Annotated in this window: 24 protein-coding genes; 11 read left to right on the top strand and 13 right to left on the bottom strand. The window is 52.2% G+C overall.

Features of this window, described 5'->3' with window-relative positions; genetic code table 11:
- Positions 1-19: 19 nt before the first annotated feature.
- Positions 20-1,102, top strand: coding sequence for an HD domain-containing phosphohydrolase (locus tag ACWAU0_RS04830; RefSeq protein WP_033158548.1), 1,083 nt, complete (start codon positions 20-22; stop codon positions 1,100-1,102).
- 20 nt (positions 1,103-1,122) lie between these two features.
- Here ACWAU0_RS04830 and ACWAU0_RS04825 read toward each other — a convergent pair whose 3' ends face one another.
- From ACWAU0_RS04825 to hemC, 4 genes are read right to left on the bottom strand one after another with little or no spacing between them, the layout of a single operon-like run.
- On the bottom strand, positions 1,123-2,358 hold the full coding sequence (locus tag ACWAU0_RS04825) for a heme biosynthesis HemY N-terminal domain-containing protein (RefSeq protein ID WP_458138455.1): 1,236 nt from the start codon (positions 2,356-2,358) through the stop codon (positions 1,123-1,125).
- 12 nt (positions 2,359-2,370) lie between these two features.
- Positions 2,371-3,537, bottom strand: coding sequence for a uroporphyrinogen-III C-methyltransferase (locus ACWAU0_RS04820; RefSeq protein WP_458138454.1), 1,167 nt, complete (start codon positions 3,535-3,537; stop codon positions 2,371-2,373).
- Positions 3,521-4,303 (bottom strand): uroporphyrinogen-III synthase, encoded by a 783-nt coding sequence (locus ACWAU0_RS04815; RefSeq protein WP_458138453.1) that lies wholly within the window; start codon positions 4,301-4,303, stop codon positions 3,521-3,523. The genes ACWAU0_RS04820 and ACWAU0_RS04815 overlap by 17 nt, the downstream gene beginning before the upstream one ends.
- The gene (gene hemC, locus ACWAU0_RS04810) at positions 4,300-5,226 is read right to left on the bottom strand and encodes a hydroxymethylbilane synthase (protein ID WP_458138452.1); all 927 of its coding nucleotides are present in this window, start codon (positions 5,224-5,226) and stop codon (positions 4,300-4,302) included. Before hemC ends, ACWAU0_RS04815 begins: the two co-directional genes overlap by 4 nt.
- 220 nt (positions 5,227-5,446) lie before the next feature.
- Here hemC and ACWAU0_RS04805 point away from each other — a divergent pair, with 220 nt between their 5' ends.
- Positions 5,447-5,692 carry a hypothetical protein gene (locus tag ACWAU0_RS04805; protein ID WP_458138451.1) on the top strand — a complete coding sequence of 82 codons (246 nt, stop codon included), beginning with the start codon at positions 5,447-5,449 and terminating at the stop codon, positions 5,690-5,692.
- A 28-nt stretch (positions 5,693-5,720) separates the two neighbouring features.
- On the opposite strand, the gene ACWAU0_RS04800 is transcribed toward ACWAU0_RS04805, so the two are convergent.
- A complete protein-coding gene (locus ACWAU0_RS04800) occupies positions 5,721-5,993 on the bottom strand; it encodes an acylphosphatase (protein ID WP_458138450.1) in 273 nt (90 codons plus the stop codon).
- Positions 5,990-8,185: a bifunctional 23S rRNA (guanine(2069)-N(7))-methyltransferase RlmK/23S rRNA (guanine(2445)-N(2))-methyltransferase RlmL gene (rlmKL, locus tag ACWAU0_RS04795; protein WP_458138449.1), complete on the bottom strand. Its 2,196-nt coding sequence runs from the start codon at positions 8,183-8,185 to the stop codon at positions 5,990-5,992. The genes ACWAU0_RS04800 and rlmKL overlap by 4 nt, the downstream gene beginning before the upstream one ends.
- A gap of 415 nt (positions 8,186-8,600) precedes the next feature.
- Between rlmKL and ACWAU0_RS04790 the strand changes: the two genes are divergently transcribed.
- Positions 8,601-9,176: a chemoreceptor glutamine deamidase CheD gene (locus ACWAU0_RS04790; RefSeq protein ID WP_458138448.1), complete on the top strand. Its 576-nt coding sequence runs from the start codon at positions 8,601-8,603 to the stop codon at positions 9,174-9,176.
- A 354-nt stretch (positions 9,177-9,530) separates the two neighbouring features.
- Here ACWAU0_RS04790 and ACWAU0_RS04785 read toward each other — a convergent pair whose 3' ends face one another.
- The 4 genes from ACWAU0_RS04785 to ACWAU0_RS04770 form a co-directional block, all read right to left on the bottom strand.
- Positions 9,531-10,496 carry an IS110 family RNA-guided transposase gene (locus ACWAU0_RS04785; RefSeq protein WP_458138447.1) on the bottom strand — a complete coding sequence of 322 codons (966 nt, stop codon included), beginning with the start codon at positions 10,494-10,496 and terminating at the stop codon, positions 9,531-9,533.
- A 412-nt stretch (positions 10,497-10,908) separates the two neighbouring features.
- Complete coding sequence (locus tag ACWAU0_RS04780) at positions 10,909-11,577, bottom strand: hypothetical protein (protein ID WP_051670343.1); 669 nt, start codon at positions 11,575-11,577, stop codon at positions 10,909-10,911.
- Positions 11,578-12,111: 534 nt separating this feature from the next.
- Positions 12,112-12,597 (bottom strand): FKBP-type peptidyl-prolyl cis-trans isomerase, encoded by a 486-nt coding sequence (locus ACWAU0_RS04775; RefSeq protein ID WP_192392074.1) that lies wholly within the window; start codon positions 12,595-12,597, stop codon positions 12,112-12,114.
- A 36-nt stretch (positions 12,598-12,633) separates the two neighbouring features.
- Positions 12,634-13,224, bottom strand: a complete 591-nt coding sequence (locus ACWAU0_RS04770) for a transglycosylase SLT domain-containing protein (RefSeq protein WP_275899161.1) — start codon at positions 13,222-13,224, stop codon at positions 12,634-12,636.
- Between the two features lie 66 nt (positions 13,225-13,290).
- Here ACWAU0_RS04770 and ACWAU0_RS04765 point away from each other — a divergent pair, with 66 nt between their 5' ends.
- The gene (locus ACWAU0_RS04765) at positions 13,291-13,923 is read left to right on the top strand and encodes a PilZ domain-containing protein (RefSeq protein WP_033158558.1); all 633 of its coding nucleotides are present in this window, start codon (positions 13,291-13,293) and stop codon (positions 13,921-13,923) included.
- Positions 13,924-13,951: 28 nt separating this feature from the next.
- Here ACWAU0_RS04765 and ACWAU0_RS04760 read toward each other — a convergent pair whose 3' ends face one another.
- Both ACWAU0_RS04760 and cyoE read right to left on the bottom strand, forming a co-directional pair.
- The gene (locus ACWAU0_RS04760) at positions 13,952-14,950 is read right to left on the bottom strand and encodes a glycosyl transferase family protein (protein ID WP_458138446.1); all 999 of its coding nucleotides are present in this window, start codon (positions 14,948-14,950) and stop codon (positions 13,952-13,954) included.
- Positions 14,947-15,837 carry a heme o synthase gene (cyoE, locus tag ACWAU0_RS04755; RefSeq protein WP_033158560.1) on the bottom strand — a complete coding sequence of 297 codons (891 nt, stop codon included), beginning with the start codon at positions 15,835-15,837 and terminating at the stop codon, positions 14,947-14,949. Before cyoE ends, ACWAU0_RS04760 begins: the two co-directional genes overlap by 4 nt.
- Positions 15,838-15,944: 107 nt before the next feature.
- Here cyoE and ACWAU0_RS04750 point away from each other — a divergent pair, with 107 nt between their 5' ends.
- Genes ACWAU0_RS04750 through ACWAU0_RS04730 form a run of 5 tightly spaced genes read left to right on the top strand, consistent with a single transcriptional unit; the run spans position 15,945 to position 19,949 of the window.
- A complete protein-coding gene (locus ACWAU0_RS04750) occupies positions 15,945-17,315 on the top strand; it encodes a M16 family metallopeptidase (RefSeq protein WP_458138445.1) in 1,371 nt (456 codons plus the stop codon).
- Positions 17,305-18,603: a M16 family metallopeptidase gene (locus ACWAU0_RS04745; RefSeq protein ID WP_458138444.1), complete on the top strand. Its 1,299-nt coding sequence runs from the start codon at positions 17,305-17,307 to the stop codon at positions 18,601-18,603. The genes ACWAU0_RS04750 and ACWAU0_RS04745 overlap by 11 nt, the downstream gene beginning before the upstream one ends.
- 1 nt (position 18,604) lies before the next feature.
- On the top strand, positions 18,605-19,189 hold the full coding sequence (rsmD, locus tag ACWAU0_RS04740; protein WP_458138443.1) for a 16S rRNA (guanine(966)-N(2))-methyltransferase RsmD: 585 nt from the start codon (positions 18,605-18,607) through the stop codon (positions 19,187-19,189).
- 26 nt (positions 19,190-19,215) lie between these two features.
- Positions 19,216-19,701 carry a pantetheine-phosphate adenylyltransferase gene (coaD, locus tag ACWAU0_RS04735; RefSeq protein ID WP_171696738.1) on the top strand — a complete coding sequence of 162 codons (486 nt, stop codon included), beginning with the start codon at positions 19,216-19,218 and terminating at the stop codon, positions 19,699-19,701.
- Between the two features lie 2 nt (positions 19,702-19,703).
- Positions 19,704-19,949 carry a YfhL family 4Fe-4S dicluster ferredoxin gene (locus tag ACWAU0_RS04730; RefSeq protein WP_171696737.1) on the top strand — a complete coding sequence of 82 codons (246 nt, stop codon included), beginning with the start codon at positions 19,704-19,706 and terminating at the stop codon, positions 19,947-19,949.
- A 123-nt stretch (positions 19,950-20,072) separates the two neighbouring features.
- On the opposite strand, the gene ACWAU0_RS04725 is transcribed toward ACWAU0_RS04730, so the two are convergent.
- Complete coding sequence (locus tag ACWAU0_RS04725; protein WP_458138442.1) at positions 20,073-20,774, bottom strand: class I SAM-dependent methyltransferase; 702 nt, start codon at positions 20,772-20,774, stop codon at positions 20,073-20,075.
- A 134-nt stretch (positions 20,775-20,908) separates the two neighbouring features.
- Between ACWAU0_RS04725 and ACWAU0_RS04720 the strand changes: the two genes are divergently transcribed.
- Complete coding sequence (locus ACWAU0_RS04720) at positions 20,909-21,958, top strand: NAD(P)-dependent alcohol dehydrogenase (protein WP_458138441.1); 1,050 nt, start codon at positions 20,909-20,911, stop codon at positions 21,956-21,958.
- A gap of 186 nt (positions 21,959-22,144) precedes the next feature.
- On the top strand, positions 22,145-26,107 hold the full coding sequence (locus tag ACWAU0_RS04715) for a CHASE domain-containing protein (protein ID WP_523070760.1): 3,963 nt from the start codon (positions 22,145-22,147) through the stop codon (positions 26,105-26,107).
- Positions 26,108-26,121 lie beyond the last annotated feature (14 nt).

The following is a 26,121-nucleotide window of genomic DNA, read 5'->3' as shown; positions in this document are numbered from 1 at the left end:
ATTCTTTGAAAACAGCAACGTGGACTTAAAACAGCATATTCTGCAAGCCGCCATTCTCATCGTCGACGACGAACCCGCTAACGTCAAATTGTTGGAAAAAATTTTGCAGCGCCAGGGTTATCGGAATATTCAATCGACCTGCGATTCTCGCGAAGTGACTTCTCTGTGTGATACCACGCGATTCGATGCCTTTTTGTTAGACATCCGCATGCCGCATTTAAGCGGCTTTGATGTCATGGAACAATTGCAACAGCGTTTCAGAGACGATTATTTACCCGTGTTGGTGCTCAGTGCGCAACCGGATATGGAGACCCGCTTGAAAGCGTTGAGTTTGGGCGCTAAGGACTTTTTGACCAAGCCCTTCGATCAACTGGAAGCCGTTACCCGCATCCACAATCTGCTGGAAGTGCGCTTGATGCATAATCAGATACGCGATCAAAACCGTCTTCTTGAACAACAGGTTAAAACCAGAACCGACGAATTGTATCGTACTCGCCAGGAAGTCATACGCAGACTGGGGCTGGCCGCCGAGTATCGGGATAACGAAACCGGCAACCATATCATTCGCATGAGTAAATATGCGCAGTTGTTGGCTTTGGCGTATGGCTTAACTGAGCAGGAGGCGGAAATTATTCTAAATGCGGCGCCGATGCACGATATTGGTAAGATCGGTATTCCGGACCGGATTCTGTTAAAAACCGGCAAGCTCGACCCCGAAGAATGGCGGATCATGCAGACCCATGTGCAAATAGGCGCCAATATTTTATCCGGCTCGCCGACCGAGCTGATGCGGGCCGCGCGCACCATTGCCCAACATCACCATGAAAAGTGGGATGGCACCGGCTATCCGAATGGCTTGCGGGAAGAAGATATATCTATTGCCGGCAGAATTTGCGCGCTAGCCGACGTGTTTGACGCGCTGACGTCGCAACGACCGTATAAGCCGGCCTGGGCGGTAGAAGAAACGTTGGCTTATATCGCCTCGGAATCCGGCAAACACTTCGACCCTAAATTAGCGCCGCTGTTAAAAAAGAATTTGCCGGAAATTTTGATTATCAAAAGCGAATATGCAGACGCCGAGGTTATTCGGGATTTGAACTGATCGCGGGTTGTTTTAAGTATTTAAGCTGTGCGAATCGATTCCACACCGCTAATCAGCTCGGCTGACGCCAACTCCATGCCACGTTTGAAATAATCGCAGGCTTGATCCTTGTCGCCTTTGCTAAACAATAATTCGCCCAATAATTGATAGGTCGCCACCGACGCTTCGGTATTCAAGCTTTTCAACAAATATTGTTCGGCTTTCTCCATTTGTTCGGCTTTCAAAGCCAGCTTGCCCAGCACTCTTAACAACACTGCATTGCTGGGGTACACCGCCAGCCATTGTTCGATCGACTGCAATTGCTTGGCTTTATCTTCGGCTTCAATATTGGAAACCAACACCAGCAAGGTGTCGTCCCAGTGCCGGCCCAATTGCTTTAGCATCGCCGATTCCACGCTACTGCCGGCGCCGGCGGCAATCATCGCCGCAAAATAGATGTTGGCGATACCCGGCAGAGTCTTAATGTGATCGGGGATGCCTTCCCAGCAGGTTTGGATCGCCTGGCGGTCACCCTGGGCGATGGTTTGTTTCAGCAGGCGGCTGAAGGTTTCCGTTTCCAGCAATTTAACCTCGGTTTCCATCAACACTTTATGCTGTTGCAGCGAAGGCAGTATCTTGCTCAAGCCTTCCCAGTCGCCCAGATGTTGATACGCCTGATGCATCATTTTCAAGACGCGGGCATGGCCGGGATTGATTGAGTGCAATTTGCCCAAGGTTTCCAAGGCTTGCTCGAATTGCTTCTCGGACAGATGCAATTCGGCTTGGGTCAAGCCGACGGTCATATTGGTGTCCGAGGATTGTTCGCTGGCTTTTTGCAGATACTCGTCGCGCTTGTCCAGCGCACCGCGCGATTGTGCGGCTCTGGCGGCCGTCAAGTAATGTAGTAATGGTGCACCGCTATGCGCGGCATGCTTGATCAGCACTTTCTCCGCACGCTCCCAATTACCGTCTGCTGCATCGAATAAGCCGGCAACCAGGGCTTCCTGCGAGCGATTAAAACGGATATTGCGGCGGCGCTTGGCAAATTGGTTGGGCATGCGAATCAACACACCCATCAAGCGGAAAAAATTGTAGAGAACGAAAAAACCGATTACTTGCGCGACGGCGAATACGGTCAAAGAGGTTTCCAGCGACCAGTGGCCGAAACCGATTAACACATAACCGGGATCGTTTTGTTTGACCAGCCAGCTGTGCAGCAAAAACGCCACCAGAACGGCGCAAAGCAAGGAGCCTAGAAAATACATGAGATTTTTCATAATGCCACTCGCTTATTGCTGGCCGGCAGAGGGTATTGCCGGCGAGGCCGTTTCCGCTGGCGGATTATTCAGCACGGCTTTATCGGATTCGATACGCAATTTACTGATGTCTTTCAGCAGCTTTAACGAACCGCTAACATCCGGATATTGGCTGCGGATTTGCACACTCGCCAGTTTGTCCAGTTCAGCCACGAAGTTATCGGTTTGCTGATTTTCCGCGAAATTTTTCTTCAGCCATTGTTTGGCGTCGGCGATGCTGCTGGCAAACAAGGTATCGTTTTGTTGTACCAGGGCAATTTCGATCATCTCCAGCCGCACCTTCAATTGCTGCTTGATAAAGTGCGCTTCTTCGGGAGTCAGGATGGCGTTGACCGGCTGTTCGGTGTGACGCAGCACCACATAGCCTTCCAGCTGCTTGGCCACCGTATTCAAGATTTCATGGCCGTGTTCGGATAAGTCGCTATTCGGTTCCGGCTTTTCCGGCTGTTTGCCGGCATGCGGCAGGAACACCGATAAACCTTCCACTGCGTCTTGTAAGTGCTGGATGCCGCTGTAGATGCCGACGATGTCCGGTACGGTGGCACCGTTTAACAAGGCGATTTCCTTGGCAATTTGCTCACGGACTTTAAATACCGCCGCGTCGCCGCTTTCTCTTAGCCGTTGATCGGCCGCTTCCAGCGCTTCGCGGGTGGTGGTGACGTCACCGACCAAATGCAAACGCTGATTGGCAACGGTCAACAGATATTCGGCATCGGCCAGTAGCCAGTCGCCGCGGGTTTTACCCAGCTGCCGTTGCAAAGCCACAATGGAGGCTTCCAGCTCTTTGCGCGCCGTGCTCAGGCGCTCATCATGCAGCTTGGAAAAATCAGCCAATGTTTCATTAAAATGGTTATCTTTGCCGGTCATTTCGGCATTGACGTTGGCGATTTGCGTTTGCACGCCATTCAGCTGTTCGCGCAGGCCGTTAAGTTCTTTGTCCAGTTCCAGTATCTTCAGGTTATCCTGATTGTTTTCGGTATCTTGACTGAAGCGCAATTGCTGGAAAAAGAAAAAACCCGCACCAGCCAAAGCAATCACCAATACGATAGAGGTGATGCCTATCCACAATCCGGCGTGAGACTTTTTAACCACCACTACCGGAGCTGGATTTTCTTGTTGTTCTTCAATTACTTCGGCCACTGTTTTCCCCGTTAAATAACGTCGTCAAGGTCTCTAAAATCGCTGCATCCGTGGGCTGTGTGCTCACTGCAATCTGTTTAAATCCGAAATCTTCGGCCGCTTGGCCGATCCGCTCGCTCACGACGACTAAAAGTATCGATTTCAACGATACTATCGACTCGTCATCCAGCATCGCCAACAAATTTTGTAACGCTTCGACGCTGGTGATCGTCACGGCGTCCAGCTTCCCTTGGGCTATGTCTGTCCGCAATTCCGTGCTGTCCGCCATCGGCTGTTGGCGACTATACACTTCCAGATAACTCGCTTCCGCGCCGCGGCTGCGCAAGCTCTCCGCCAGTTTCTCCCTGCCACCGACTCCGCGCACAATGACGCAGCGCATGCCGGCGACAGCGTGCAATTCAGGTTCAGCCAACAAGCCTTCGCTGTTGAATGCGCTGGCCGGCACGCAATCAACCGGCCATTCCGCTTGCTGCAATGCGTTGGCGGTTGCGGCGCCGACAGCCGCGACTTTGAATTTACGCAAGGCCGGCATTTTGCCACCGAACGCCTTGATAGCAAAATCCACCGCGTTGCTGCTGGTAAAAATCAGCCAGTCGCTGGCGACGGCTTGGCTTAACAACTGCGGATCGGGCTGGGTTTCGACGATTTCCAGTGTTGGAAAGCGTATTGGCACGCCGCCCTGTTGTTCAATTAAATGACATAAATTCTCAGCCTGCGCGGCGGGCCGCGTCACTAGAATGCGTGCGCCGTTTAAAGCCGAGTTCACTGGTATAGCTCGCGCAATATCCTGTCCGCGCCTTGCGCTAATAAATCCTCGGCCACGGTTTTGCCCAACGCTTCGAAGTCGCTAAGGCTGCTTTCCGCCTCGGCTCTATATAACAAAGTGCCGTCGGGGCTGCCGACCAGGCCGCGTAGCAATAAACGCTCGCCTTTGATTTCAGCAAAACCGGCAATCGGTACTTGGCAGCCGCCGTTCAGTCGGGCATTCATCGCTCGCTCGGCGCCGACCCGGATGCTGGTGTCCTCGTCGTGCAATACCTTTAAATACTTATGAATCTCGGCGTCGTCGATCCGGCACTCGATGCCGATAGCGCCTTGGCCCATGGCGGGGAGGCTTTCCGTCGGTTGCAATTGAGCGGTGATTCGTTCGCCCATTCCCAGACGTTTCAAGCCGGCCGACGCCAGGATGATTGCATCGTATTCGCCGGCATCCAGTTTCGCCAGACGGGTGTTGACGTTGCCGCGCAAACTCAGGATTTCCGCATTCGGGAATTTTTCCTTGATTTGGCATTGGCGGCGCAAGCTGGAGGTGCCAATGCGCGCGTTAGCGGGCAATTCGGCCAGGCTGCGATAGTGATTGGAAACAAAGGCGTCGGTCGGATCTTCTCTGTCCAGAATTACCGCCAGATGCAAGCCTTCCGGAAACTCCACAGGTACGTCTTTCATGGAATGCACTGCGATGTCGGCTGTGCCTTCCAGCATGCCTTGTTCCAGTTCCTTGACAAACAAACCCTTGCCGCCGACTTTGGCTAGCGGTGCGTCGAGAATTTTATCGCCGCGGGTGACCATTTTGACCAGTTCGGTTTGTAAGCCGGGAAACGCCTGTTGCAGCCGTGCCGCGACATGCTCGGCCTGCCACAAGGCCAGCGGGCTTTGCCGGGTAGCGATGCGAATAATTCTGTCTGCCAAAACTGCTCCTGCCGATTGCTGGCGGGCGTCTAAGCTGCGCCCTTTGTTGAGAATAAATGTTGTCTATTGTAATCCGATTTAGGGGGGAAGGTGGGTAGAAGTTATAAGCGTTGCAGAGACGGCGGGAATGGGGCGAGAGAATTGGCTTCAAACGTTGTTCTTGGTTAAAGTTCTCTAATTTCAACAATCAGACGAATTTTAAATTCGCGTCCATTGGAATATGTACGAACTTTTACTACTCCTAGCGGGAGCAGCCATTGCGATTTATATCGCTGCTCAGTGGTTGATATATTTTGTGCAGATCAATTCTTGGCTAGCGTTGTCTCTGGTTTTGTTGGTGCTCGCCTTGTTTTCAATCGGATTATGGCTAAAAGTCCGCCTCTGCGGTTACATTTTGGCCGCCATTGCCAGCGCCGTCTGTGTGTTTGCGCTTTCAGGGAATATTAGCGTTCTGTTTCCCTATTGACGAACGCATGCGCATTGATCAGGCATACCTACCTAATCTCAAACAACTCAAAATGCTCGCTGGCAGCGTGTGGATTGACGATTACCTCGGAAACCTTGGCCAACATCGGCCCTTTATGGCACCACGCCACCAGTTTTTGCAGGTCGTCAGGATGGCCGTTGCCGATGATTTCCACCGAGCCGTCGGCCAGATTTCTGACAAAACCTTTCACATTTAATTTCACCGCCTGCTTTTGGGTATAGGCGCGAAAATACACGCCCTGCACCCGGCCCTTGACGATGATGTGCAAGCACTCGTTCATCGCGTTATCCTCCAGCAATAATGAATTTTTTGATCGCGGGCGAAATCCTCCGGAATGGTTTGCGCGCTGATGTCTTCTATCTGCAAATCCGCCAAGGCTTGTTTGTCCAATTTGAAGCGGCGGAAGTTGGTGGAAAAATACAGCACGCCATCGGGTGCCAGCAAGGCGACGGCACTGCGCAGCAGGTGCAGATGATCGTTCTGAATATCAAAGGCTTCGTCCATTTTCTTGGAATTGGAAAATGTCGGCGGATCGAGAAAGATCAGATCGAACTGCGGCTTGTCTTTGGCGCCGGCTTGCTCCGCCAGCCATTCCACGCAATTGGCGCGCAGCAGTTTGTGATCGCCTTGAATGCCGTTCAAATCAAAATTGCGCTTGGCCCAGTCCAGATAGGTGTTGGACATATCCACCGTGACGCTGGAGGCCGCGCCGCCCAGCGCCGCATGCACGCTGGCGCTGCCGGTGTAAGCAAACAGATTCAGGAAGCGTTTGCCTTTGGCTTGTTGTTGTATCAATAAACGGATCGGCCGATGATCCAGAAACAAGCCTGTATCCAGATAATCTTCAAAATTCACCCAAAACTTGCAGCCACCTTCTTCGACCACATGAAAACGGCCGGATTCGCCCTGCTTCTCGTATTGATCGGTACTTTTCTGCTTGCGGCGGATTTTTAAAAACACCTGCTCCTTAGGTATCTCCAAGACTTTGGGGATTTCCACCATCGCCCCGGCCAAACGTTGATTGGCCTTGGCCGGATCGATGGTTTTCGGCGACTCGTATTCCTGAACATTGATCCAGGTTTTCTCACCTTGGTAGACATCCACCGCCACCGCGTATTCCGGCAAATCGGCGTCGTACAGCCGATAGCAACTGACCTGACGTTGCTTGGCCCATTTGCCGATTTTTTTCAGATTCTTGCGCAGCCGGTTGGCGAACATTTCCGCTTGGTTGTCGGGTTGCTCAGTCTCGGTGCGTCGGCTGATTTGTTCGATGCGTTCTTGCTGGGATTTGGCTTTGGGTTCGAAAAACGTCTGCTCTTCAATATTAAAGCGCAGCAATTTGCACTCCAGCGCGCCGTTGAACAAGGTAATCGGCTTTTGCGAACGTACGCCCAATCTAAAACCCAATTCCGGATTGCTGATGATCATCGCCACCTGCCAGCCGACGAAACGCTGTTTTAGTACCTCTCCAAAGCGGCGATACAATTCGGAAGTTTCCGTCTCGTCGCCCAATCGTTCTCCGTAGGGTGGGTTGCAGGCGATCAGGCCTTTGGGCCAACTTTCCGCCGCTGTCGCATCGGCGATGTCGCGCCGTTCGATATGAATCTTGCCCGCCAAGCCGGCGTTTTCAACATGCTGCAAGGCGGCTACCACGGTGCGCCGATCCTGATCGAAACCGACGATGACCGGCATTTTGCTCAAGCCAATATCGCGGCGTTGCTTGGCTTCGTCGAGCAGGCTTTGCCACAACTGCGCATCGTGTTTTTTCCAACCCAGGAAGCCGAAGTAATCACGCTGCAAGCCCGGCGCATAGTCTGCAGCGATCATCGCGCCTTCTAGCAGCATCGTTCCTGAGCCGCACATCGGATCGAGCAAGGATCCGCCTTGCTCGGCGATTTTCGGCCAGCCGGCGCGCAGCAAAATTGCTGCCGCCAGGTTTTCCTTGATCGGCGCGGCGATGTTGACGTCACGGTAGCCGCGCTTGTGCAAGCTCTCGCCGGATAAGTCCAGGCTTAGCTGGGCAGTTTCGTTATGCAGATACACATTGACGCGAATGCTGGGCCGGTCGGTATCGATATTGGGCCGCTTGTTGAACTTGGCGCGCATCTGGTCGACGATGGCGTCCTTGACTTTCAAGGCGCCGAAATGGGTGTTGTTAATGGCCGGATTGTTTTTGCTGCTAAACGATACCGCCAGGCTGTCGTCCGGTTTGATGTGTTCGAACCAGTTGATCTTTTTGACGCCATCGTACAAATCCTGCTGGGATTTGACCTCGAAACTGCTCAAGGGCAGAAACACCCGGTTGGCGGTGCGCGACCACAGGCAGACCCGGTAAGCCAGTGCCAAATCACCCTCAAAAGCCACGCCGGCCATTTTTTCGCGGACGTTCTGGCCGCCCAGGGCTTTGATTTCGTTGGCAAGGATGCCTTCCATCGCTTTAGGCGTGGTGGCAAAAAGTGGGTATTGGCTCATGGTTGACGGCTGGGTACGGAATGGCTGGCTAGGATACTAAAATGTGCTGCGACTGCGGCGGATATTTTTATAGCAAAATTGCAAACCACGGTTCCATTCGACATCGTTCGCCCGGTCTGCCGAACGATATGCCGGTGATGACTTGGGTTGGGATAATAGCAAGTGCGCCAATCGCGAGCGCTACGCACCACTCCGGCTCGTTGCTCGTTCTGACTGTCGATAGCCCGGGTGCTTGTGTCTCGGCGCGCTGAGACAGATACCCAATCAATCAATAGTTGTCGAAGCGGTTTACAATCGCTTCGGCAAGGTGGCGCGCTGAAATGCTAAAGATTTGAGGTGGAAACCAAATTTTATAGTGGCCGATTTATTGCTTGATAAGTATTAATGTTCTGCAACTCTCAAGATGGTCCTGGCTATGCATCCGCAAAAATACTCCGAAACCTACTACGACCCGCACCAACGCATCCGCGCCTGCAAAATCACTCCCGGCGAATATTGTGTCACCAATTCCGGCGAGCTTATTGTTACCGTGCTGGGGTCCTGTGTGATTGCCTGTATTCGCGATTGGCGGCGGGGCATAGGCGGGATGTATCAATTCATGGTGGTGAACGTCAACGAAGACCAGCCGCTCAACCAACGCATGGAGAACATGGCTAGTGCCGGTATGGACAATTTCATCAACCATCTGGTCGACATGGGGGCGGAAGAGGGCGAGCTGGAAGCCAAGGTATTCGGCGGCGGCAATATACTTAACGGCATGCAGCGCAACAATGTCGGCGCTCGTAGTGCTCAGTTTTTACGCAGTTATCTGGCCGGCCGGAACATTCCGGTCCTCGCTGACGACATGCTCGGTATCTATCCTCGCAAGGTGTATTTCTTTCCGGAAACCGGGGAAGTGTTGGTGAAAAAACTCAAGGATATAAAAAACGAAACTATCTTGCAGCGGGAGCAGGAATATTCTCACAGGCTGTTTGCTAGGGTGTTGGCGTAGGGGTGTTTTTTTTGGTTAGGCTTGTTGGGGTTGTGTCGCTGGCGCGACGGCTTGATTTAATGTCGGGTCTCGGCCCGACAGCCGAGATACTTTCTTTTGCTTGGCCAAAAGAAAGTATCCAAAGAAAAGGCCACCCGGATGCCGCTTATCCCCTGCGCTCCGAAGCTTTCGACGGGGGTTGCCGAAAGGGGCTTCCTGCCCCTTCGTCAACGCGCCGCATCCCTGCGGCGCCCCTTCGGGCTATTCCCGCCAAAAGCTCCGGTGCTCGGCGCGGCATACGGGCGACACCCACTGCCAGGCTCGAAAACTTTCACAATACTTTTGGATTGGGTGGAGTAGATACTGTTATCCAAGTCAAGCCAAATGAATAGCCGAGTCGAAGGGTTTCGCGGATTTCAAGACACCGAATGCCACATGAATCAATTTTCGCATCATGGCACCGATAATGAGTTTATTGGGCTTACCCGCGCAGGCTAATCGGTTTCTGAATTGTTTTCCCCAGGCCGTTTTATAAAGTGTCACCATGGCAGGCATATACATGGCTTTTCGCAAGAACGAGTGGCCTATTTTGGAGAGTCTGGGTTTGCCCTTGATACTACTACCCGATTCGTATTGCCTAGGATCGAGTCCGGCAAAGGCTGCGGTTTGTCGGCTATTGGCGAAGCGCGAGGTATCGGCGTAGAACGCTAGGATAATAGCGCTGGTGCGCTCGCCAATGCCGGGGATGCTGTCGAGTAATTCGCGCTGTTGCTTGAGATCGGGATGGCGATCAATGTGATCATTGATGGCGTCGATCAATTGTTGGATAGCGGTATCCAGCCAATTCAGATGCTGCTGAATGTCCTCGCGCACCGCTTCGCGCGCCACCAGCCAGCGGTTGCTTTCCTGGGTGCGCATGGTTTGCAGGGCGTCCAGGCGTAACACTAGTGCGCGTAACGTGACTTCCGCCTCGCTACGGGGTTGCCACGCGGATGGTTTGCGTTCGGCGCAGAAATCGGCAATGAGTTTAGCATCGACCGTGTCGGTCTTACTGCGAGTGAGCCGTGAAGCGCCATAAGCTTTGATTTGTGCCGGATTGACGACGCTGACGGTTAAGTCGTTGGTTGCCAGATGCTGAGCAACGTCTTCCCAATAAATGCCGGTCGCTTCCATGCAGACCTGCACGGATTCAGCTTTTTGGGCGTTTAGCCACGTCAACAAAGCGGTAAAGCCTTCAAGCGAATTGGGAACCACTTTGGCGCGAAACTTACCGTTGGGCAAGCGTAATGCGCAATCCAGCTTGGCTTTTGAAACATCGATACCGAGATAAAAATGGGACATTGAAAACCTCAAATGATCTACCTTGTGAATGCAGGCTGCCGGAAACCGGGCCGAAGAGACTGTCCGATCGTTGATCGAGGGTGGGTCGCTGCTGCAAAGATCTACGCCGGGGATTTCGAAATCCAAGCTCCGATACGGCATCCAGCGACCCAAACCTGAGGTGCCCCTCAGGTGTGTTTTCACGGGGTATTATCCTTTGAAAAGCACGACTTGATAATACAAGCTCCGAATAGCGGAGCGTATTCGGAGGAAGGAAGAATATCCCAACCATTCTTTGGTAAGGCGTGCCTTGATGGATTTGATTCAACATGCGTCCGATTACGCTGCGCTAATCGGACCTACCGTGCTGCGCGGCTTTATCGCGCAGCGTCCAGAGAGCGAAGCGAACGGGGTTGAGCGCCGGGTTAGCATTTCATTCAACGGTGATTTCATATTCAATATCTTGCACCATACGACCAAAAGCGCTGCTTTCACTGTTGTACCGTCCACCAAACTTGAGCGTGTGCTTCCCTTTGTTTAACGGACTGAGCCCAATCCAATACCCATCAGAAGCAGATGGATACGCATTTATCGGCTGATATTTTTTTGGGACCCGTTCAAAAATATTGAAGCACTTTTCTGTTCTTGCTCTATAGCGCTTAGGGTTCTTCACACTAACGCCATCTAGCTCAACAAATAAGTCTATGGCTTTGTCGTTATTGACTGCGGCATTTGCTTTGGCCTGCTCGCATGTAAAACCATTATTTTCCTCTCGCGGGTAATAAACCATATTAACCACAGGGAAAAAAATGCTCTTTCCCGCAGGAACTACGCAATTTCTTTTGATTTTCGACGAGCCGAAGCCACCAGCCAGAAACCATATATTGCCTTGTTGGCCAACATGGCAGTTATTGCCCGAAATATCTCTAACAGGGTTTATTTCATCAGGACTAGACATTGCCCACATCCACCATGAAGCAGATAACTCACCGACAGAATGCTTTTCCAGGGTAAAGCCGGGAGCTAGTGGCGTAGGGGATTCGGCTGAATGGGCTAGGCCAGCCATCGCCAAAAAGGCTGCGGTTATAAAGAAACGATGCATCGATACTCCTTTAAAAATGCCAACAAGTGATTAGAAAGTTTCTGTATATCTCCCCGAATCGGGTGATATACATGTTATGTCAGTTTAGGGGGAAGTCTAGCTGGAAAAAGGATTCAGATTTTGTTTGAGCCAAACACAATATTCCAACATGCTTAATGATTAAGCTCGACGTACGTTGGTTTGATCTTAGATTATGGGATGGGGTTATCCCGTATGCCGCGCCGAGCACCGGAGCTTTTGGCGGGACAAATCGGCAGGATAGCCGATTTGCATGCGCAGCACCCGAAGGGCGAGGTACAGGGAGGTACCGAGTGAATAGCCCGTAGGGGCGCCGCAGGGATGTGGCGCGTTGACGAAGGGGCAGGAAGCCCCTTTCGTCAACCCCCGTCGAAAGCTTCGGAGCGCAGGAAATAAGCGGCGTCCGGGTGGCTTTTTCTTTGGATACTTTCTTTTGGCCAAGCAAAAGAAAGTATCTCGCCTGTCGGTGCGAGAACCGACTTCTAAATAATCCGTCGCGTTAGCGACACAAAAAAATCAGTTGACCTTAATCAACTCAACATCAAAAATCAACGCCGCATTAGGCCCAATATCCCGTCCCGCGCCACGCTCGCCGTAAGCCAGGTTAGAAGGAATAAAGAAACGGTATTTCGCGCCTTCTTTCATCAATTGCACGCCTTCGGTCCAGCCCGCGATGACGCGGTTCAATGGGAAAGTGGCGGGTTCGCCGCGGCCGTAGGAGCTGTCGAATTCCTTGCCGTCGATGGTGGTGCCTTTGTAATGGACGGTGACGTTATCGGTGGCTTTGGGTTGCGCGCCGGTGCCTTCGGTGAAGACCACATATTGCAGACCGCTGGCGGTGGTTACCACGCCGGCGGTTTTGGCGTTTTCGGCCAGAAATTTTTCCCCGGCTGCTTTATTTTCGGCTGGGGTGGGGGCGTTGGCGTTGGCCAGTGAGAACATAGCAAATCCTGTAATAAATGCGATTAAAATGGCGATGACACGTTGTTTCGTGGATTTCATGAAAACTCCCGATAGATGATTGGGGCGGCTAGTTTATCAGTTTTTTTGTTCCAACTCCTGCCGGCAACTTGCCAGTTGGGCGTCGTAACGCAAGGCGCGTTGATGGACTTTTTGCGCGGTATTCATCAGCCATTGCTTGGATAAAAAGCTGTTTCGCTGATAGCCGCCTAAGCCTTCGTGATAGGTTAAATACAGATTGTTGGCGTCTGAGGTGGGAATGCCCAGCTTGCGGTTGCTGGTGGCGCAATACCAAGCCACAAAGTCGCAGCTGTCGGCAAAATCTTCTCTATCGGCCCAGCCGTTGCCGGCTTTTTGCTGATAGTCCGCCCAGGTTTCGTCCTTGGCTTGCGGGTAACCGTAAGCGCTGCTGGAGCGAAACCAAGGGATAAAGCCGAGAATCAATGGCCGGGGCGGTTGGGCGTCGGCGACGAAGCTGGATTCCTGATGGATGATCGCCATCTGCACCGCAATGGGCACGCCCCAGCGCCGCGCGGAGCTTAAGGTTGCTTGATACCAATCGTCTTTTTCCCGGAAGATTTGACAGATATTTTCCGGGTTTTTCGGCGGCATGGTTGTACACGCCGATAAAACGGCTAGACTAGCCAGACAAATTATTCTGCTTTTCATATCCCAATAAATTAGATTGCTAAAAGGATTTACCTTTAAAAAGCCCTGCCAAACAGAAGGATTATTATGCCAACAACCGAAAAACGCGCCTATCGCAAAAACCTGGCTAGCCAAGGATTGCTGTATTTAGGCTTTGAAGAGCACGAAATTTGGGTCGTGAATCTGTCGCTTTCCGGCTTGCTGGCAGTGCTGAAGGTCGAGCCGCAGGTCAATGGCATCAAAGACATTTTTAATGCTTTGCAAGTTTCGCCGATAGTCGATTTTTATCTGCCGAGCATGCGCTTGGCTGGAGAGGCGGAAATGGTGCGCGCCGAAGCTACCGAGGGCGGATTTGAAATTGCCATCGAGTTTCGCAACTTGTCTTACGATACCGATAATTTACTCTACAGCCGCCGCGCCTACCGCAAAAACATGACCGCGCCCGGTCATATTGTCTTCAACGGCAATGATTATGCGTTTAATACCGAAAATGTCTCGGTGGACGGTTTGATGATACGCATGCTGGGCAGAATTGAAGTGGCGGACGGTACGGTGGCCAAATTCGATTACAAGCACTTGAATCTGGAAGGCGAGGTTAAGGTAGTGTGGGTCGATCACGACGATATTTCCACGCTGATGGGCTTGCAGTATCTGCATTTGCAACGCGACTATATCAAGGGTATTCCAAACTTTAGCTATCCGCCTCTGGAAGCCGGCTAGAACTGAGGGTTAAACCGTCGTCGGCCACTCAAAAACGTTGCCGGTTACGCGCCTGCCAAAATTCGGTCGCCAATTGCTGAGCTTGTTCCTGATTATCGGCTTTGCCCAATAGCTTTAACGCAACCGCGGCAGTCGCTATCACGGTTGCCTCGCCAAATTCGTCGTTAAGCTCTCCACGCCAGCATTGCGCCAATAACTGCGGGTCCATGTCTTCGGCTTTCATGTGCCGGCGTTCGAATAGGGCCGGCCAGGTCTCGTCGTTCAGTTCGCCGTTATTGACGCTTTGTACCAGGCATTCCACGTCCGGATTGCGCTCGGTTTCGCCGCCTTCGCCTTTTAACACCGCCATGTTTTTCTGATTCAGCAGCAAAGCGGCTTTTTGATGCACTTGCCGGTAGCTGGGATGGAAGATGCCTTGAATGCTGGCCGTGGCATCGAACGGATTCAACAATCTGACCAATGTATGCACTGGCGAACGCAAGCCCATCACCGGTCGCAGATTGATCATGTCGTACAGTTTTGGGCAAATATATTCCAGCGACAGATAGCTGAAATTATCTTGCTCCAATTGCTGGCCGGCTTCGGTTATCGAGGTTGCAGCTTTGATGCCTAAGGCTTGCAGCACATTTTCAGTGTACAAACGCCCTTCGGTATGGCCGCCGGCGCCGTGCATGAATACTTTTATACCGTTTTCTGCCAGCAGCAGCGTGGATAATAAAAACCAGGGTAAATGGCGGCGTTTGCCTGCGTAGGACGACCAATCCAGATCGACAGCTACTTTGGATTCGAAGGCGAAGCTTTCCCGCGCGGCTTGCACGAAGCCGGCTAGCTCTTCGCAGGTTTCTTCCTTCACCCGCATCAGCATCAAAAATGCGCCGAGTTGAATCGGCTCGACCTGGCCGTCGGCCAATATCATTTGCATGGCCCGGTAGGCTTCGTCTTGGGTCAGCGGCCGGGCGCCTTTCTTGCCCTTGCCGAGTATCTTGATAAATTCCGCGAACGGATGTTCCTGGGTCAACAAGCTCATGAGAATGACAATGGAAAATAATGATCGATCAGCAATGCTGCGAAAATCAGCATCAGATAAATAATGGAGTAGCCGAAGGTGCGCATTGCGGTTTTATTGTCTTTTTTACGCATCATTTGCACGGCGTAATAGATAAAACCCAAGCCCAATACTACGGCGGCCAGCAAATAAATCACGCCGCTCATGCCGGTTAGATAGGGCAGCAGCGTACTAATCAGCAACAAAATGGTGTAAAGCAAAATCTGTAGGCGGGTGAATTCGACGCCATGCGTCACCGGCAGCATCGGGATGGCAACTTTGGCGTATTCGTCTCGTTTGGCGATAGCCAAAGCCCAGAAATGCGGTGGGGTCCAAACGAAGATAATTAAAAACAGCAACAACGCATGCGGATGCACTTCGCCGGTAATCGCCGCCCAGCCCAACACCGGCGGCGCTGCGCCGGCCGCGCCGCCGATGACGATATTCTGTGGCGTTAATTTTTTAAGGTATACCGTATAAATCAGCGCGTAGCCGATCAGCGACAAAAAGGTCAGAAAGGCGGTCAATACGTTGATTTTGATGGTCAATATCGCCATCGCTACAAGGCCGATAAAGCTGGCGAATACCAATACCTGATGAGAGTTCAAATGACCGGTGGGTAGTGGTCTATTCTTGGTGCGGCCCATTTGCGCATCGGCTTTTTGGTCGATGAAGTGATTGATCGCCGCTGCCGAGGATGCTGCTAGGGCGATGCCTATGCTGCCGTAGAAAAAGTTATCCAGCGGCGGCATGCCCGGCACGGCCAGCAACATGCCGACGATGGCGGTAAACACGATCAATGCCACAACTCTGGGCTTACAGAGTTCTAAGTAGTCTTTCCAGGATAGCGCTGAAGTGGTGTCGGTCATCAAGTACCAAATAGATTTGCGGGTCTTTAAACATATAGAATAACAGTGAACCATTGATTATTAAAATAATCACAAGCGCTCACCATCTTTTAGTCAACGAGGGATTTATGAACTATAGGCTCGCGGCGTTAGCGCTGCTTTGCCCTGCTGTCGCGGCGCATGCCGAGGCCGGCAAGGTACACGAACATGTTTTCAGCAACGGCTTGAAACTGCTGGTAAAGGAGGACCATCGTTCGCCGGTGGTAGTATCGCAAGTTTGGTACAAGGTCGGGTCCAGCTATGAACCCGGTGGCATCACCGGTATCTCACATATGTTGGAACACATGATGTTCAAGGGCACCGCAAAATATCCGGCCGGCGAGTTTTCCCGGATCATCGCCGAAAACGGCGGTAACGAGAATGCCTTTACCGGCCAGGATTACACGGCTTATTTCCAAACCCTGGAAAAATCGCGCCTGGAAATCAGCTTTAAACTGGAAAGCGACCGGATGCGCAATCTGGACTTGAAAGCCGAGGAACTGAAAAAAGAACTGGAAGTAGTCACCGAAGAACGGCGCATGCGCACCGACGACCAGCCGCGCTCGAAAGTGCATGAGCAATTCATGGCTACGGCTTTCACCAACAGCCCATACCAAAATCCGGTGATCGGCTGGCCGTCCGATATTGCCAACTATAAAGTCGAAGACCTGCAAGCCTGGTATCAGCAATGGTACGCACCGAATAACGCCACACTGGTGGTGGTGGGTGATGTCGATGCGTTGCAAGTCGAAAAGTTAGCCGAGCAATATTTTGCGCCGCTGCAACCCAGCGTGTTGAAGCCAGTGAAACCGCAAGACGAAAGCGAACAACGCGGCGTGCGACGGATTACCGTCAAAGCCCCCGCCAAACTGCCCTACCTGATGATGGGCTATAAAGTCCCGGTACTGAAAACCGCCAAGCCGGAATGGGAGGCGTACGCGCTGGAAGTGCTGGCGGGTGTGCTGGACGGCGGCGATAGTGCCCGCTTGTCTTCGCGGTTGGTCAGGGGCAAACAAATCGCGGTATCGGCCGGTGCGGGTTACGACTTCACTTCGCGCTTGCCTGAGGTGTTCCTGTTGGAAGCGACCCCCGCCGAAGGCAAAACCGTATTTGATCTGGAATACGCTTTGCTGGACGAGGTATATCAACTCAAGAACCAGTTGATCGACAAGGACGAATTGCAACGCATCAAGGCTCAAGTATTGGCCAGCGCGGTCTATCAGAAAGACTCCAACTTCTATCAAGCCATGCAATTGGGCACGCTGGAAACCGTGGGTATCGGTTGGCAAAAAGCTGACGAGTATGTCGATAAGATCAATCAAGTCACCGCCGAGCAGGTCAGGGAAGTGGCGCGTAAATACTTGATCGAAGACACGCTCACCGTCGCTTATCTCGATCCGCAACCGATCACCCAAGCCGCCAAACCTGCAAAAGCCATAGGAGGCCATCATGCGTTTTAATTTAATTGGTTTGGTACTATTGCTGTTGAGCCAGACCGTCTGGTCCGCCGCCAAAATCGAAAACTGGCAAACCCCGCAAGGCAGCCGGGTTTACTACGTGCGCACCGCCGGTTTGCCGATGGTGGATGTGCGGGTGGTATTCGATGCCGGCAGCGCCCGCGACGACGCGCAGTTCGGCGTCGCCGCGTTGACTTCAGCCTTACTGGATAGTGGGGCCGGCGACTTGAGCGCCGACGACATCGCCCAGCGTTTCGAGTCGGTAGGCGCCAATTATTCAGCCGGTGTCAACGAGGATATGGCTTGGCTGGCGATACGGACCTTGACCGAAAAAGCCTTGTTCGACAAAGCTTTGGCGACCTTCGAAACCGTATTGAGCAAGCCGGCCTTTAATCAAGCCGATTTCGAGCGGGAAAAAGCCCGCACCTTGGCTGGTTTGAAACACCGGGAAGAATCACCGGGCGAATTGGCCGGCATCGCGTTTAACAAAGCCTTGTATGGCGATCATCCCTACGCCCATCCCGAGACCGGCGTGGTGGAAACCGTGGCCGGTTTTAGCGCTGACGATTTGAAAAGCTTTTATCAAAAATACTATGTGGCTGCTAACGCGATGGTGGTCATCGTCGGTGACGTCAGTCGCGAGCAAGCCGAGCAGACCGCTAACCAGTTACTGAGCAAGTTACCGGTTGGCAGTAAGCCTGCCGAAATTCCGGTGGTGACGATGCCTAGCAAAGCCAGCAAACAGCACATCGAGTTTCCGTCCACGCAAACCCACGTACTGGTTGGCTTGCCCGGCACCTATCGTAAGGACCCGGACTATTTCGCCTTGTATGTAGGTAACCATATTTTGGGGGGCGGCAGTATGGTGTCAAGGTTATTCGAAGAAGTGCGGGAGAAGCGCGGTTTGGCGTATGGTGCTTATAGCGTGTTTGCGCCCTTATACCGGCAGGGGCCGTTCATGATGAGTTTGCAAACCCGAAACGATCAAACCGAACAGGCTTTGGATGTGTTGCTGAAGACCTTCAACGAGTTTCTGGATACAGGCCCCAGCGATAAGGAACTGACCGCCGCCAAGCAAAACATCACAGGTGGTTTTGCGATGCGCTTCGATACCAACAGCAAGCTGACCGATTACGTAGCGATGATTGGGTTTTATCAGCAGCCGCTGGACTATCTGGATACCTTTCAGAGCAATGTCGAAGCTGTCAGCATCGAGCAAATCAAGGATGCGTTCAAGCGCCGGGTAAAACCGGAGTTGTTGCAAACCGTGACGGTCGGTGCCGGTAAATAAAATGTCTAACCAAATCCGCATCATCGGCGGCGAATGGCGCAGCCGGCAAATCGTATTCGACGACGCGCCGGGTTTGCGGCCGACGCCGTCGCGGGTGCGGGAAACCTTGTTCAACTGGCTGCAAGCCGACATCCTGAATAGCCGCTGCCTGGACCTTTACGCCGGTAGCGGCGCGCTTGGGGTGGAAGCTGCCTCGCGGGGTGCCAAGCACGTGGTGCAAGTGGAAAACAACCCTGGCAGTTGCCAAAAGCTGCGCGAGAACATCGCCAAATTGGCGGCGACACAGATTCAGGTGGTGCAGCAAGACGTTGGGCAATTTCTAAACGCGCCGGCTCAACCGTTCGACTTGGTGTTCCTAGATCCGCCGTTCGGGCAAGGTTTGATCGGGCAGACCTGCCGACTATTGGACGCCCAAGGCTGGCTGGCCGATTACGCCAAAATCTACCTGGAATGTGAGCGCAAGCGGCCGTTGGATGATCTGCCGGCCGGCTGGCGATTGTTGAAAGCCAAGACGGCCGGCGAAGTCAGCTACCACCTGCTGCAAAAGCAATCGGATACTTTTGCCGCGGCGAATGGTTTAAAATAAGCCGCTTTTGCCTGTTTCCAAAGCCGATGAACATTACCGCGATTTATCCCGGCACCTTCGATCCCATCACCAACGGTCATCTGGATCTGATCCACCGCGCCTCCCGGCTTTACCAACATGTGATTGTTGCCGTCGCGGTCAGCCGCGGCAAACAGCCACTGTTTTCCTTGGAAGAGCGCGTGGCGTTGATTCAGGAAGTGGTCACGGAATTCAGCAACGTCCGCGTGATTGGTTTCGACACCTTGTTGGTCGAATGTGCCAAGCAACATCAAGCCAGCGTCATCATCCGCGGCTTGCGTGCAGTGTCGGATTTTGAATACGAATTTCAATTGGCCGGCATGAACCGCCGTTTGTCGCCCGATATTGAAACGGTGTTTCTGACCCCGGCCGAACAATACGAATTTATCTCGTCCAGCATGATCCGCGAGATCGCCCAATTGAACGGCGATGTGTCCAGCTTCGTGCCTGATGTGGTCAAACAACGCTTAACCGAAAAATTTTCCGAGGAGTAATTATGGCGCTCATTATTAGCGACGACTGTATCAACTGCGATGTCTGCGAACCGGAGTGCCCGAACGGCGCCATTTCGCAAGGTGATGATATATACGTGATCAACCCGTCCCTATGCACTGAGTGCGTCGGTCATCATGACAAGCCGCAGTGCATGGAAGTTTGTCCGGTGGATTGTATCGATAAAGATCCGGATGTGGTCGAGGACAAGGACAGTCTGTACAAGAAGTATTTAAAACTGACAAGTTAATAACTGGACTACCTCGAAAAACTCGTAGCCCCCCGCGCCCGAATGCGGGGGGCTAGGTTTTACGAGAACGATGAAACAAAGGCTTTTTGATGAGCTCGTTATTTTTCTTTCGATAACTCGTTTTTAGGTATTAGATTTAGTGGCATTAATATATAAACTCTCTACGGGACGCCACCAGTCGGTACCATCAATGTTGTATTGAGCTTCAATATCGCCTATCTCGGAGCGATTGATCTGTGTGAAACCAGCTTCCGATAAAGCGAGCTTCAACGTTTCGAAATCCCAGGCAAACTTGTGGTCGTCGTCCATTCGGAACATTTGGTTAATGATTTCCATTTTTGTGTTGTATGGCTTTGGGCTGCCTCCCAAATTTTTAAGTTGTTCGAAAAATTCTTTGTCGTCAAAGCAGTAAGCTTTCAAGTATTTTTCAGCGTCGGGCACGATTAGTCTGAGCGTGGCGCCATTTTCGAGTAGTCGATAGCACTCTCTAAGTAATTTTTTCGCATAGGAGTATTCCAAATGCTCTAGAAAGTGTTCGCAATGAATGTGCTTAGCACATTGATTATTCAGCGGAATAAGATTACGCAAGTCATGAAAGTAGACACCCTGGCTGTCCGTCATGTCTATATTGATCCAGTTTTCTTTTGCAAGGTTTCCGCAACCGAAGTTAATTAGAAGTTGATTTCCACTCGCTTTTTTAAGTTTTCCCCTAGAAATCAGTCGTCGGCGAAAATTTTTTAAGAATTGTATCCAGAGATTAATGTTATTTCTTAGATCACGCCATCCGGCATGTCCAAAAACCGTTTCTGCTACGTTATGGATCACTTGTTACTCCCAATCGAATAATTAAGCTAAAGTCCATTAAACAAAATTAAAGTTTCCTTTTCTTTCAATTATTACACACGCATTCAAAACAGCGGTTGTGATCCTTTATAAAACCTTAATCGCAGGAGATCGATATGCTTAAAACGGTTGGCTATGCCGCCTATAACCCGCAAACGCCGCTACGCTCGTTTCATTTCGAACGCCGGCAACCCGGTTCCGAGGATGTGCGTATCGAAATTCTGTATTGTGGGGTTTGCCATAGCGATTTGCATCAGGTGCGCAACGAATGGCGCGGCACGACGTTTCCGATAGTGCCGGGCCACGAAATTGTCGGTCGGGTAGTGGAAGTCGGTTCCCAAGTGACTCAATTTAAGGTGGGCGATTTGGCCGGGGTAGGTTGCATGGTGGATTCCTGCGGCGTCTGTCCCGATTGCCTTGATCATCAGGAACAGTTTTGCGACCAAACGGTGTTCACTTACAACAGCCCGGATAAATACACCGGCAAAATGACTTACGGCGGCTACTCGAATCAGATCGTGGTCGATCAGGGGTTTGTGTTGCAAGTGTCCGATAAGCTGGAGTTGGCGGCGGTAGCGCCCCTGCTGTGCGCCGGTATTACGACCTATTCGCCGTTGCGGCATTGGCAAATCGGCAAGGGCCATAAGGTTGGCATCGTCGGTTTGGGCGGTCTGGGGCATATGGGCGTGAAGTTTGCCCACGCCTTTGGCGCGGAAGTCGTGCTGTTTACGACTTCGCCAGGTAAAGAAGCGGATGCCAAACGCTTGGGCGCGAGCGAGGTGGTGATCTCAAAAAACACCGACGAAATGGAAAAACATTTAAACAGCTTTGATTTCATTTTAAATACCGTCGCCGCGCAGCACGATTTGGATCAATATTTAAGCCTGTTGAAGCGCGACGGCACGATGTGCCTGGTCGGCGTGCCGTCCGAGCCGCATCCCTCGCCGAACGTCGGCAACCTGATATTTCGCCGCCGCGCGTTGGCGGGTTCGTTGATCGGCGGTATTCGCGAGACTCAGGAAATGCTGGATTTCTGCGCCGAGCACGGCATCGTGTCCGATATTGAGCTGATTCCGATGGCCGGCATCAATGACGCCTATCAACGTATGTTGAAAAGCGACGTGAAATACCGCTTTGTGATCGATATGGCAACCCTGCCGGGCTGACGCACTATCCCAACCTCCTAAATATCGTCGCTCCCGCGCCGCCGGGAGCCCAGTTGCTAAACTGGATTAGCGATGAGTCCTCGCAATGCCGGATGGCCCAGGTTTTGGCCTATCCGCATCCCTAGCAAAACATTTGACCTATAATCACCTTCTCTCACTTTTCTTGGCTTGTTGGGCAGAGAAGGAATGCGTTTGAGCTTTTACCGATTTATTTTTCTGACAGCAATTATTGCCGTGGCGGGTTGGGCTGGGTTGCGCCTGGCCTTACCGCCAGGCTATGCCAGTCCGATTTGGCCGCCGGCCGGCATTGCGCTGGCAGCGGTGTTGCTCCGGGGTAAGAAAATCTGGCCGGCGATAGGGTGCGGCTCGTTCCTGACCAATCTCTCGCAAGGATATGATTTAAGCGGCGAATTAACGCCGCCGACGATCTTCGTCGCGATGGGCATCGCGATCGGCAGCACATTGCAAGCATTGACCGGTGCTTGGCTGTCGCAACGCTTTCTAGGGACCGGCGTACCGCGTCTGGATAAAGGCAAAAACATTTTTCGGTATGTGTTACTAGTCGGGCCTTTGACTTGCTTGATCGCCGCCACCGTCGGGGTCAGCACCTTGCTTGGATTCGGTGTTTTAACCGATGCCAATGTTTTGGTGGCTTGGTGGAATTGGTGGATAGGCGATTGTCTCGGAGCCATCATCATATCGCCTTTGGTTTTTTGCTTGTTTGCAGAGCCAAGAGCGCTTTGGCGTCCCCGGCTGGTAGGTGTGGCTATGCCGCTGGTAGCCATGTTGGCTGGGCTGATCATTACTTTTCTATTGGTTTTACGAGCGGAAGACAGTCGGCTGCAACTGCAATTTGACAGCAATGCCGGCGCGGTTAATAAAGCCTTAGCAGACAATTTTTCCGCCGTGTTGAAAGCGTCTTTTTCGCTCAATAGTTTCTTTCAAGCGGCCGGACCGTTAGACCGGGATAAATTCGGCGTTTTTGCCAATGGCGTGCTGACACAGAATCCGCACATTCAAGCGCTGAGCTGGGTATCGCAGATCCCCAGCGAACAGCGGGCGTCTTACGAACAATCGATCCGCGACGAAGGATATAAAGATTTTACGATCAAGGAACTAGGTGCGGATCGCCAGTTCATCAAAGCTCAGGAGCGTACCGAGTATTTCCCGGTTACCTTTATCGAGCCTTTATCAACCAATAAGCTGGCGCTGGGTTTTGACTTGAATTCGGAGGCCAATCGCCGAGCAGCGCTGACAGAAGCCAGGGCCAGCCAAGCAGTCAGCGTCACCCGGCCTATTCAACTGGTGCAGGACGGGCAAGCCAATCAAGCTTTATTGCTGATGATGCCTGTATACCTGGCTAATGCCAATAGTTCGGAGCCGGCGTTTAGCGGGTTTTTGTCTACAGTGGTGCGTATCGATTCCCTGGTGAAGGCGGCCATGCAAGACTTAAATCTTGACGATATGAACGTGGCGCTACTGTATTACGATGCGGAAAACCACGCCATACCGTTATACGGAGCGCTGAAAGCATTGACGACCGGTGTTAATGAGTCCAGGCATTCCATCCGTTTTGGCAATCGCTTGTTGGAAGTGATTGTCCAGCCGGAAGCCGTATTCATTGCGACGCATGCCTCCTGGTTACCGTGGCTGGTGTTGTTGGGCGGATTGCTGTTTACCATGCTGCTAAGCGTGTACTTGTTATCCGCCACCGGCAGGGCGGCTATGGTGGCGGCACTGGTCGATCAGCGCACCGCTCAGCTTGATGCGGCAAACTCAAGTTTAAAGGATGCGTATATTCGTTTGGCGGAAAAAGGCCAAAAGCTCCGCGACTTATACGAGCTGTCCCCCTTAGGCATCGCTTTGCTGGACGTGCACGGCAAATTCGTTGAATTCAATCATGCTTTTCAACGCATGACCGGGTACACGGAAGAAGAACTTCAACGGCTCGATTACATGAGTTTATCCGCCGATAAAGAGCAGAGTTTGGCCGAACAATTAAGTTGGTTAGCCAGAACCGGGCAGTATGGTTCGGACGAAGCGACGTTTATCCATAAAAGAGGGCGGCCGGTATCGTTGCAACTAAGCGGCACCAAAGTCGCCGGTACCGAGGATCAGGATTATATTTGGTTTATTGCCGAGGACGTCACCCAAGCCAAAGCCAATAAAGAAGTGCTGCGACAAAGTGAGTTGAAGTATCGAAAGCTGTTCAACAGTTCCAGCGATGCGGTCATGATGGCCGATAGCAGCGGATTTCTGGATTGTAATCAGGCCACCTTGGATTTATTTGGTTACGACGCTGTGTCCGAGTTCTGCCGCTTGCACCCCGGTAAAGTTTCGCCGCCAAATCAGGCAAACGGCAGGGATTCGGTAGAATTGGCGAACGAGTATATGGCTACGGCGATCAAAAACGGCCACTTGGAATTCGAGTGGCTGCATAAGCGTGCCGACGGTCGTATTTTTCCGGCTTTGGTGACGCTGGCGCGGGTTAGTCTGGACGGCCACCTGGTATTACAAAGCGTGGTGCGCGATCTAAGCGAGCAAAAGCGGGTGGAGCAGGCCTTGATCGAAGCCAAAGAAACCGCCGAGAGCATGGCAGCCTTCAAATCGGAGTTTCTGGCGAACATGTCGCACGAAATCCGCACGCCGATGAACGCGGTGATCGGTTTGTCGCAGTTGGCATTGAATAAGCCGGTATCCGCTGAGGTAAGGGATTATCTGCAAAAGATTTACAGCAGTTCCGTCAGTTTACTCGGCATACTCAACGACATTCTCGATTTCTCCAAAATGGAGGCCGGTAAACTGGGACTCGAACAGGTCGAATTCAACCTGAATACCGTATTGGATAACCTGCATAATCTGTTTGCCTTGTACGCCGCGGAAAAATGCCTGGACATCAAGATAGACGTTGCGCCGGATGTGCCCTTATGTTTGGTGGGGGATGCGTTGCGTTTGCAACAGATTCTCTCCAATCTAGTGGGAAATGCGCTGAAGTTTACTGAGCAAGGCAGTGTCACATTGCAAGTGGCTTTGCTGGAATGGCAGGATGCTCAGGCCAAGCTGCGTTTCAGCGTGATGGATACCGGTATCGGTATTCCCGAAGCGGATCTGCCTAAGTTGTTCCGTTCCTTCAGCCAGCTGGATGCGTCGATTACTCGCCGCTTCGGTGGTACAGGCTTGGGCTTGAGCATCAGCCAAAAGTTGCTGCAACTAATGGGCAGCGATTTTCATGTCGAAAGTAAGCCGGGGCAGGGTTCGAATTTTAGTTTTGACTTAATGCTGGGCGTTAGCGCGCAGCAAGCCGACTTGCCGGCGGCGCGGCCGGATAATGACACCCAGGCCGGTGGCTTGTCTAAGACTCTTGCCGATCAAGGTAGCGCATTGCGGGGCATGCGTATCTTGGTGGCCGAAGACCACGCTATCAATCAGAAAATTTTGCAGGAATTTTTGGCCTTATGCGGGGTTAGTGTCGATCTTGCCGGTAACGGCCGCGACGCCTTGGCCATGCTGGCAGAGCAAGCTTATGATGCAGTGCTGATGGATATTCATATGCCGGTGATGAGCGGCCTGGCCGCCACCGAACAGATCCGCCGTAACCCCGAGTATCAATCGCTACCGATTATCGCGCTGAGTGCCGGCGTGACCCAAGAGGAGCGGGACAAATGCCTGGCCAGCGGTATGAACGAGTTTGTGGTCAAGCCGATTCAACCGATGCAGTTGGTTAAGGTGTTGTGCCAGCAGATAGGTCGAAGTCCGGTTGGCGCTTCGGTAAACGGGCCTGTTACAAATGCGCGTGACGTTTCAGCGTTTTGCTTACGAGATTTGCCCGGTTTTGATTTCAGCAACACGCTGGATTTGCTGGATGGCGACGAAAGCTTTTTGAGCGAGTTGCTGGGTAGTTTTAAAAATAGCACCGCAAGCACCTTGATAGCGCTGGATGATTTGCTGGAGAAGCGCGATTTGCAAAAGGCGCGAGACGTGCTGCACGGTTTGAAAGGCGTCGCCGCTAACTTGGGGGCAAATCGTGTGGAGCAGGCCGCGACGAGATTTTGTCTGTCACTCAAGCAGGACAGTTTAAATCCTGCTGACTATGCCGAATTCAAACGGATAATGACCGAAGCGCTGACTGCACTGGAACCGTTGGGATAGTCGCTCGACATTGT

Source organism: Methylomonas sp. Uni0009 (genome assembly GCF_054188105.3).
Note: the sequence above shows the minus strand (reverse complement) of the source record. Positions and strands in the feature narration are given on the sequence as shown.

What these genes read in the sequence shown, in the direction of transcription:
- ACWAU0_RS04825 (WP_458138455.1), bottom strand. Translation starts at nt 2,358, where the DNA reads ATGAAAAATCTCATGTATTTTCTAGGCTCCTTGCTTTGCGCCGTTCTG.
- ACWAU0_RS04805 (WP_458138451.1), top strand. Translation starts at nt 5,447, where the DNA reads ATGTACGAACTTTTACTACTCCTAGCGGGAGCAGCCATTGCGATTTAT.
- ACWAU0_RS04800 (WP_458138450.1), bottom strand. Translation starts at nt 5,993, where the DNA reads ATGAACGAGTGCTTGCACATCATCGTCAAGGGCCGGGTGCAGGGCGTG.
- rlmKL (WP_458138449.1), bottom strand. Translation starts at nt 8,185, where the DNA reads ATGAGCCAATACCCACTTTTTGCCACCACGCCTAAAGCGATGGAAGGC.
- ACWAU0_RS04790 (WP_458138448.1), top strand. Translation starts at nt 8,601, where the DNA reads ATGCATCCGCAAAAATACTCCGAAACCTACTACGACCCGCACCAACGC.
- ACWAU0_RS04785 (WP_458138447.1), bottom strand. Translation starts at nt 10,496, where the DNA reads ATGTCCCATTTTTATCTCGGTATCGATGTTTCAAAAGCCAAGCTGGAT.
- ACWAU0_RS04780 (WP_051670343.1), bottom strand. Translation starts at nt 11,577, where the DNA reads ATGCATCGTTTCTTTATAACCGCAGCCTTTTTGGCGATGGCTGGCCTA.
- ACWAU0_RS04775 (WP_192392074.1), bottom strand. Translation starts at nt 12,597, where the DNA reads ATGAAATCCACGAAACAACGTGTCATCGCCATTTTAATCGCATTTATT.
- ACWAU0_RS04770 (WP_275899161.1), bottom strand. Translation starts at nt 13,224, where the DNA reads ATGAAAAGCAGAATAATTTGTCTGGCTAGTCTAGCCGTTTTATCGGCG.
- ACWAU0_RS04765 (WP_033158558.1), top strand. Translation starts at nt 13,291, where the DNA reads ATGCCAACAACCGAAAAACGCGCCTATCGCAAAAACCTGGCTAGCCAA.
- ACWAU0_RS04760 (WP_458138446.1), bottom strand. Translation starts at nt 14,950, where the DNA reads ATGAGCTTGTTGACCCAGGAACATCCGTTCGCGGAATTTATCAAGATA.
- cyoE (WP_033158560.1), bottom strand. Translation starts at nt 15,837, where the DNA reads ATGACCGACACCACTTCAGCGCTATCCTGGAAAGACTACTTAGAACTC.
- ACWAU0_RS04750 (WP_458138445.1), top strand. Translation starts at nt 15,945, where the DNA reads ATGAACTATAGGCTCGCGGCGTTAGCGCTGCTTTGCCCTGCTGTCGCG.
- ACWAU0_RS04745 (WP_458138444.1), top strand. Translation starts at nt 17,305, where the DNA reads ATGCGTTTTAATTTAATTGGTTTGGTACTATTGCTGTTGAGCCAGACC.
- rsmD (WP_458138443.1), top strand. Translation starts at nt 18,605, where the DNA reads ATGTCTAACCAAATCCGCATCATCGGCGGCGAATGGCGCAGCCGGCAA.
- coaD (WP_171696738.1), top strand. Translation starts at nt 19,216, where the DNA reads ATGAACATTACCGCGATTTATCCCGGCACCTTCGATCCCATCACCAAC.
- ACWAU0_RS04730 (WP_171696737.1), top strand. Translation starts at nt 19,704, where the DNA reads ATGGCGCTCATTATTAGCGACGACTGTATCAACTGCGATGTCTGCGAA.
- ACWAU0_RS04720 (WP_458138441.1), top strand. Translation starts at nt 20,909, where the DNA reads ATGCTTAAAACGGTTGGCTATGCCGCCTATAACCCGCAAACGCCGCTA.
- ACWAU0_RS04715 (WP_523070760.1), top strand. Translation starts at nt 22,145, where the DNA reads ATGCGTTTGAGCTTTTACCGATTTATTTTTCTGACAGCAATTATTGCC.